Origin of the sequence: Sporosarcina beigongshangi (assembly GCF_033485195.1) — a bacterium.
GTDB lineage: Bacteria > Bacillota > Bacilli > Bacillales_A > Planococcaceae > Sporosarcina > Sporosarcina beigongshangi.
In genome coordinates this window covers 1-7,448 of the sequence record NZ_JAWLIR010000012.1, presented here as the reverse complement: position 1 = coordinate 7,448, position 7,448 = coordinate 1, and the positions used below count along the sequence as shown (strand labels likewise).

Sequence of the window (7,448 nt, the reverse complement as noted above, 5' to 3'; positions counted from 1 at the left end):
CGAAAACTCAACTACCTCGGGGAAACTGGACTACCTTTTCGGCCAACTCAACTACCTATTTAACAAACTGAACTACCTTTCGCGAAAACTCGACTACCTCGGGGAAACTGGACTACCTTTTCAGCGAACTCAACTACCTATTTAACATACTGAACTACCTTTCGCGAAAACTCGACTACCTCGGGGAACCTGGACTACCTTTTCGGCCAACTCAACTACCTATTTAACAAACTGAACTACCGTTCGCGAAAACTCAACTACCTCGGGGAAATTTTGAGTTTAAATGTAAAGGTTCCAACTCATCCACAGTACGGAAATTTTATAATTTTATAATTTCTTAAACAATGAAAATCCTTCTCTGACAGCAAGGATTAAAAAAAGCGAACACCCCTTATCTATCGGGGGGTTCGCCACTTTGTTTATCGTTGCATGGAAGCACTCATGCGAGCCATGTTTGCGATTGTACCGCCATCCACTAAAATATCGATACCTGTTACATAAGATGCTGCGTCACTTGTCAAGAAGCCTACAACTGAAGCGATTTCTTCTGCTTCGCCTTCACGACGTAATGGTGTATGCGCAAGTAATACGGCCATCATATCGCTTTCTTCTTTTTCAGCACGGCCCATAGCTGTGTTGATTGTTCCTGGCGAGATGGATGCAATACGAGCACCTTTTTCACCCCATGCCCAGGCACGATCTTTTACCATTTCGATAACAGCGATTTTTGATAATGGATATGAACCAGCGTTTGTACCTTTAGTCGCTACTTCCATTGCTTCCATGAAACCATCAGCTAATGGATTTTTTAATACTTCGCGTAATTCTGGTGGAGCTGGTACCATATGTGCACTCATCGAAGAGATACAAACCGCTACTGAACCAGGCGTGGCAATTTGTATAAATTCATCTAGAATAATCGCTGTACCCACAGCATTTACATTCATAATTGTTTTCCAATCAGCCATTGTTGGAGAAAGACCTGCAGTGTGAATAATCCCTGCAAACTCGCCCATAGAAGCTGCTTTTTCTGCTAAAGCTTTAACGGCGGCACGATCTGACACATCACAAGTTGCATATTCCACAGTTTCAATGCCCTTCGCTTTTAATTCTGCGGCAGTGGCTACTAAACGCTCTTCGTTCATATCCGCTAATAATAGCGCACCTTGTTTTCCTAAAATTTCGGCAGATGCTTTACCCATTCCGCCTGTACCACCTGTAATCACATACACTTTTGTCATTTGAATTTCCCCCTATACAACAATTTAAGTCCAATTTAATTGTATACCGCCCATCACTGGCACCTCAAACAACAAAGTGTAGTAAAGTGTCTATATGGGGGTGGGTTATATGAAAAAGAGAGTGTTAACAGAAAGCTTAACGATTCAACAATATATAATTGTGGCATTTCAAGAATTACTGAGTGAGCTGCCATTTGAAAAAATTACTGTTCAATTAATTGCCAAGCGTGCAGGCGTCAATCGCTCTACGTTTTATTTACATTTTAAAGACAAAAATGATTTGTTAGATGAAATAACCGAACAATTATTATTGGAGTTCGTTTCATATTATCAGGTCAAGTCTATAGAAGTAGACGAAGAAATCGGTACTGCAATTGCCCGTGTTCCGCTCCAAATTTGTGAACATATTCATCAAAACTCAGATTTTTATAAAGGAAGAATCCGAGATCGAGCATTTATAACCCGTCTATATGAGCTTTTATACGAAACGCTTCAAGTAACTTTTAAAAATGAAGCACTTTCCTCCTTTACTGCATTCGGAACAATCGGGTACTTAACGAAATGGATTGAGGAAGATTGTCAGATGTCGGTTAAGGAAACGGCTGGGGGGTTAACGAGCATTGGGGAGATGGCTTATCGAGTGAATGGAGTATAGAGATTATCACAGGCAAAGTTTGTTTGTAATCAGAAACGGTGGGTACACTAAGCAAAAAAGATGGGCTTGGAGGATGACATCTATATGAAGTACGTTGGCACTTTTTATTCCATTGACACGGTATTATACAAAATTACACAACTGAAAACACAAGGGTATGCAGAACAGGATGTAGTTGCCATTTCAAATGTTGAGGACAACCTTTCTATGCTGCAAGGGCAAACCGAAATTGGACTTCAGGATGCGACCGGTGGTAAATGGCATGAAAAATTCGAGCCATTTCCGGGTGGAAAAGATCAAATAGTAGACACTCTTTCTGACATGGGACTTTCAGAACAACAGGCAAGAACTTACTACAACGAAATGCATGGCGGTGGAACTGCATTGTTTGTGAAGGAACCACCTCGAAACCATAATGAAGTGCATGTGAAAATGGATAGTAGTGCAGAACTGGGATCAAGCGGGGAACTTTTGGACAATCAAGATGAACAACAGCAAATACTTCATAACGATAACACAGTTCCACGCATTCAAACGGAGAATTTATAGGGAATAAAAAGCACACCAAACTATCATTCAATTTAGAAGTGGGACGAAAGGATAGGTTCCTCGTCCCACTGCAATTACTTATTTGATTCCTCCATAGTTAAATAAAATCCTTCCAAAGCAAGGCAGTAAACCTGTTCATATCGGTCTACTTCCCTTCGTGTAATTGCCGATGTAACTGCCTTACTTGTTCTGCTAGTCTTGGAACCGGACCATCTACTTCAATATCTCGAATTACTTCTTGAATCGGCAAATTACGAACCCGGGATGTAGGGACTCCCATTTCTTGTAGCCACCCCGCGAGTTGGTTTGAAGTTTATTTAAATCGATTAATTGAAAAAGGAGATATATTTTTTTCAGTCTTCCCTAAAATAATCAATTCACTTAAGATTTGTCCAACTACACTACTAAATTTAAAGCCATGGCCTGAGAAGCCAGATGCAATGGCCACATTTGAATAGGTAGGATGCAAATCAATAATGAAATCTTCATCAGGAGTAAGTGTATACATACAGGCTTTACCGTACTTCAATTGCTGTATAGATGGCATATAGCTATGTACAAATTGTCTTAAATCTGTCGCGTCTTCCTCTAGTTCGCTAAATTCCCGCATGACTTCATCTGGATTGATTGTCTCTCCACCATCATGTCTGCCTACTTTTAGACCAGCACCATCAATGCTTGGAAAACCATAATATTGTCCTTGAGATGTCTCAAACGCAAAGGCTGGAAATTGCTTATAATTATACAAATCTTCATTGGCATTAAACCAAGCAAATGTTTTTCTCACTGGGTTTAGAGGAAGATTTAAATCTAATGTAGAAAGGAGATTCCCTGACCACGCTCCTGCTGAAACTACCAACGCATCAGCGCTAAAAGTTTGAGCCTCGGTTTTGACGGTTACTCTTTCATTATGCACTACTAATTCTTTCACTTTGCTATTGGTTAAGATGGTAGCTCCGTGTTGCTCTGCAAGCTCTCGATAAGCTCCAATGCATTCTCCACATTTTAGTACGCCTGATGTTGGTTCAAAGCACCCTATGTAATTGTCCGGTAAATTGATGCCTGGCCATCGCTTATTCACTTCACTTGAATCCAAAATCTCCAGTGGCAGTGAATGAGTTTTTGCACTTGAGATGATGTTCTCGATAAAATCTGTTTTTTCATAGCCTACGTTTAGAACCCCGGTTTGGATAAACAATTGTTTTCCCGTCACCTTCTCTAAGTCGTCCCACAATTCTTGAGCTTCGAGCGCCAATGGAACGTATTCCTCACCTTCACCATACGCATGCCGAATAATTCTCGTATCTCCGTGATGACTCCCTTTGTCATGAGGCGGGTTAAAGGAATCCAATAATAATGTTCTTTTGCCGCTCTTTGATAAAAAATAGCCAGCCGCCATCCCCATCGAACCAGCGCCAATTACAATTACATCATAATGCACAGTACGTTTCCTCCCTCGCAAATAAATACGCTAAAACTAAAGTTTTAAATATTGGCTACTATTTTCTTATTTTACCACTTAACCGCCTTCCCTAACGCACAAATATTAATACCTGTCTTTTATAACATCGGCTCCTAAACATGCAGAAACCTCCTAATTCACATGTGATTAGAAGGTCTAATAACCAAGATATACAGTAATTAAAGATAATCCGGAATTCAATGAGAAGCCTTCATTAAAAAGCAAGATTTTATCATTATGTTTCTGAATGTAATAATTAATATCGAACAAGGTTATATCGTTTAGATTATTCAATAAAGATGATAAAAAAGTAATGCGACGCAGATTTATAGCACTTTAACGATTCATTTTACATAAGGGATAAACTGGATTATTACGGCAGAACTAATCGAATAGCCCCTCTTTCGCATCCTTGTCCAACAAAAATACAGTACTAAAGGATACTTTCTCCATTGTTACAAAGGTTAATATATCCATGAAAACTTGTTATTTGATTGTTACTCTCCTGATATTTTCTTTTGTTATTGTAGTTAACATGCGGTTGGGGCACTCCTAAATTATTCGCTTGAAAAAACTTCATAACGAATTTTTATAACCGACCCTGTCCTGCATATGAAGGAGGGAGATGTACATTAACAATTGAATAAGAAAAAGTGTTATTTCAATTCCTATTTTAGTAGTCGAGATTTAAAAATTTCGGAAAAATGAAGGGAGTTTGATGAATCTTGGTTAAAGAGACGAATCAAAAAGAGAAGAACACGAACAAGAAGATTTTGCCTTTTGTAATGTCAACTTCAATGCTAACAGCTGCTATTTTCGGCGCAGGTGGCTCAGCTTTAGCAGCTGAAAAGGGCGAGGTGACAGATTTTAAGAATCACGGTGCAGAAGTTTCATCTTTTGCAACAAGCATTCCGGGTTCACCTGAAAAAGGGAAAATAATGCGTGCAATTGCAAACAAAAATTTGCAGGACGTAGCTCCTAATGAAGATGATTCGGATGATCCTATGGATGAAGACGAAACAACAGATGTACCTCTTGATGAAGATGAAGCAACAGATGAGCCTGTTGATGAAGACGAAGCAACAGATCTACCTGTTATTGAAGATGAAGCAACGGATCTACCTGTTGATGAAGACGAAGTAACAGATGCACCTATTATTGAAGATGAAGCAACGGATGAGCCTGTTGATGAAGACGTTGCAACAGATGCACCTGTTATTGAAGATGAAGCAACGGATGCACCTGTTATTGAAGATGAAGCAACAGATCTACCTGTTGATGAAGATGAAGCAACAGATCTGCCTGTTGATGAAGACGAAGCAACGGATGCACCTGTTATTGAAGATGAAGCAACAGATCTACCTGTTGATGAAGACGAAGCAACGGATGCACCTGTTATTGAAGATGAAGCAACAGATCTGCCTGTTGAAGAAGATGAAGCGGCCGATGTACCTGTAATTGAAGAAGAAACAGCAGACGAAACTGTGGTTGAAGAAGAGCCTGCAGAGGAGCCAGCTGGTGAAGATGAGTCTACTGATGAAACAGAAAAGCCAGCTGACGAAATTATCCATGAGGATACTACGTCACCTGACCAATCTACTGATAGCACTATTATAACAGAGGAACAAGTAAATGAATATAGATCTGTCATACAAAATTATGGAAGTTTAATTGAATACTATAATTTCATTATCCAAGATCATCTTGGTATGACCTTGCCAGTTGAGGATGGAAATGAATCGGAAGAGCCCGCTGTTGGCGACGACGTTGCGGAAGTTCCTGCTGACGGTGAAGATGTAACCGAAGAACCGGCTGTTGGTGACGATGTTGCAGAGGTTCCTACTGACGCTGAAGATATAACTGAGGAACCGGCAGTTGATGACGATGTTGCGGAGGTGCCTACTGACGCTGAAGATATAACTGAGGAACCGGCAGTTGATGACGATGTTGCGGAGGTGCCTACTGACGCTGAAGATATAACTGAGGAACCGGCAGTTGATGACGATGTTGCGGAGGTGCCTACTGACGCTGAAGATGTAACTGAGGAACCGGCTGTTGATGACGATGTTGCGGAGGTTCCTACTGACGCTGAAGATGTAACTGAAGAACCGACTGTTGGTGACGATGTTGCAGAAGTTCCTGCTGACGCTGAAGATGTAACTGAAGAACCGGCTGTTGGTGACGATGTTGCAGAAGTTCCTGCTGACGCTGAAGATGTAACTGAAGAACCGGCTGTTGGTAACGACACTGCGGAAGAACCTGTTAAAGAAGTTGTTCAAACAACGGTTTGGGATAAGCTAGTTGGTTATTACCAACAAGTTGTTACAGCTTACAATTCTTTATTTAGTTTGTTAAAAAAATAAAATAACATTAAAAAATAAAATTGAATAGATAATTTTTTAGCGGGAAGTGATACCCTTCCTTGCCTGAACCGTATGGTCTACGGTTGAATAAATTTTTGAGCCCTTGAAAACTTCAGTAGGAGTTTTCAAGGGCTCTATATATGGTACCTGATTCTAATATAATTGTAGTGTGCCTACTGAATGGCGCTGTGCACAAGCACTTAAGAGTTTTAATTTCGAGTACACGGTTCTAAAACAATTCCGAATTCAATTAGAACTTAATACATTTCACTAAGTATGTAGGTACGAAAAAAGAGATATTGCCCAAGAGTTCAACTCGTGTTCAATATCCCTTTCCTTCAAAACCGTCGAAACGACTGCATTTACACCATATATTACTATGGAAGAGGCAGGAGTCGAACCTACCAACTCACGAAAGACTATAATAGCAATGTTATGAAGGGTTTGCCGATAGAATTAAAAATGAATGACTACGTTTGATAAAAATTAAGTGCGAGGGCAATTCTATTTCTTCTCAAATTCTTTTAACTTGATACTATACTTGTATCAATATTTCCGCATGCAATCTAAGTTTGACTATGAATGACCGTGGCTTTCTCTTTCAAAGCATGGGCCTTCGTTACTCGATTGGCCTAGTTTCTCCGACGCTCTAGTTCCTTCTGAACCATTTCAAGCATGGCAGATCGGAGCTTGCGCTCGTAGGGATCAGTTTCAGATTCCGGCTTGGCGAGATAGTCCTCGTTATACTTGATTTCAAGATAGAGGATATCAGTTGTCTCCATAACGGTATGGCGTTTGGACTTCTCTACTTCTGCCGCGATTTTTCCCAATTCATAATCAGCTGGGTCTCGCTGGGCGATTTCCGAAAGGATCACCTTTATTGATTTCGAGTCGCGGGCCTCTTCATTGTTCAGCCGTGTAAGTCGCTCATACAACTGCTTATTGGTGAGTTTTTTGACCTTAGCTTCACTGTACCTCGAAAATAATTTCATCATTTTTCTCCTTTAAGTAAAGGTTAGCTTAATTTTCCATTCAATAGTTCGTAATAAATTAAACGGTATTTGTATATTGCAACATAAAGCAGGTGCAACATTTCGTGTGAATTAGAAGGGGGCTCTCATTTAGATGTCTATTAATATATGACATTTTACCATAATGAATATTGCGGATGAATTGAG

Annotated in this window: 7 protein-coding genes; 3 read left to right on the top strand and 4 right to left on the bottom strand. The window is 40.1% G+C overall.

What is annotated here, in order from left to right; all coding sequences use genetic code 11:
- Nucleotides 1–419: 419 nt before the first annotated feature.
- Nucleotides 420–1,241, bottom strand: coding sequence for an SDR family oxidoreductase (locus R2B77_RS08305; protein ID WP_203249319.1), 822 nt, complete (start codon nt 1,239–1,241; stop codon nt 420–422).
- 109 nt (nt 1,242–1,350) lie between these two features.
- Here R2B77_RS08305 and R2B77_RS08300 point away from each other — a divergent pair, with 109 nt between their 5' ends.
- Together R2B77_RS08300 and R2B77_RS08295 are read left to right on the top strand one after the other, a co-directional pair.
- Entirely contained in the window at nt 1,351–1,896 is a 546-nt protein-coding gene (locus R2B77_RS08300; RefSeq protein WP_203249318.1) for a TetR/AcrR family transcriptional regulator, read from the top strand.
- 84 nt (nt 1,897–1,980) lie between these two features.
- The gene (locus R2B77_RS08295) at nt 1,981–2,445 is read left to right on the top strand and encodes a general stress protein (RefSeq protein ID WP_203249317.1); all 465 of its coding nucleotides are present in this window, start codon (nt 1,981–1,983) and stop codon (nt 2,443–2,445) included.
- 145 nt (nt 2,446–2,590) lie between these two features.
- On the opposite strand, the gene R2B77_RS08290 is transcribed toward R2B77_RS08295, so the two are convergent.
- The gene (locus R2B77_RS08290; RefSeq protein WP_404830746.1) at nt 2,591–2,725 is read right to left on the bottom strand and encodes a hypothetical protein; all 135 of its coding nucleotides are present in this window, start codon (nt 2,723–2,725) and stop codon (nt 2,591–2,593) included.
- 33 nt (nt 2,726–2,758) lie between these two features.
- Nucleotides 2,759–3,886: an N-methyl-L-tryptophan oxidase gene (gene solA / locus R2B77_RS08285; RefSeq protein ID WP_203249316.1), complete on the bottom strand. Its 1,128-nt coding sequence runs from the start codon at nt 3,884–3,886 to the stop codon at nt 2,759–2,761.
- A gap of 746 nt (nt 3,887–4,632) precedes the next feature.
- Here solA and R2B77_RS08280 point away from each other — a divergent pair.
- A complete protein-coding gene (locus tag R2B77_RS08280; protein WP_322555676.1) occupies nt 4,633–6,270 on the top strand; it encodes a hypothetical protein in 1,638 nt (545 codons plus the stop codon).
- Nucleotides 6,271–6,902: 632 nt separating this feature from the next.
- Here R2B77_RS08280 and R2B77_RS08275 read toward each other — a convergent pair.
- Nucleotides 6,903–7,262 carry a hypothetical protein gene (locus tag R2B77_RS08275; RefSeq protein ID WP_203249314.1) on the bottom strand — a complete coding sequence of 120 codons (360 nt, stop codon included), beginning with the start codon at nt 7,260–7,262 and terminating at the stop codon, nt 6,903–6,905.
- Nucleotides 7,263–7,448 lie beyond the last annotated feature (186 nt).

Coding starts and splice junctions, on each gene's coding strand:
- R2B77_RS08295 (WP_203249317.1), top strand. CDS start 1,981: ATGAAGTACGTTGGCACTTTTTATTCCATTGACACGGTATTATACAAA.
- R2B77_RS08305 (WP_203249319.1), bottom strand. CDS start 1,241: ATGACAAAAGTGTATGTGATTACAGGTGGTACAGGCGGAATGGGTAAA.
- R2B77_RS08275 (WP_203249314.1), bottom strand. CDS start 7,262: ATGAAATTATTTTCGAGGTACAGTGAAGCTAAGGTCAAAAAACTCACC.
- R2B77_RS08300 (WP_203249318.1), top strand. CDS start 1,351: ATGAAAAAGAGAGTGTTAACAGAAAGCTTAACGATTCAACAATATATA.
- R2B77_RS08290 (WP_404830746.1), bottom strand. CDS start 2,725: ATGGGAGTCCCTACATCCCGGGTTCGTAATTTGCCGATTCAAGAAGTA.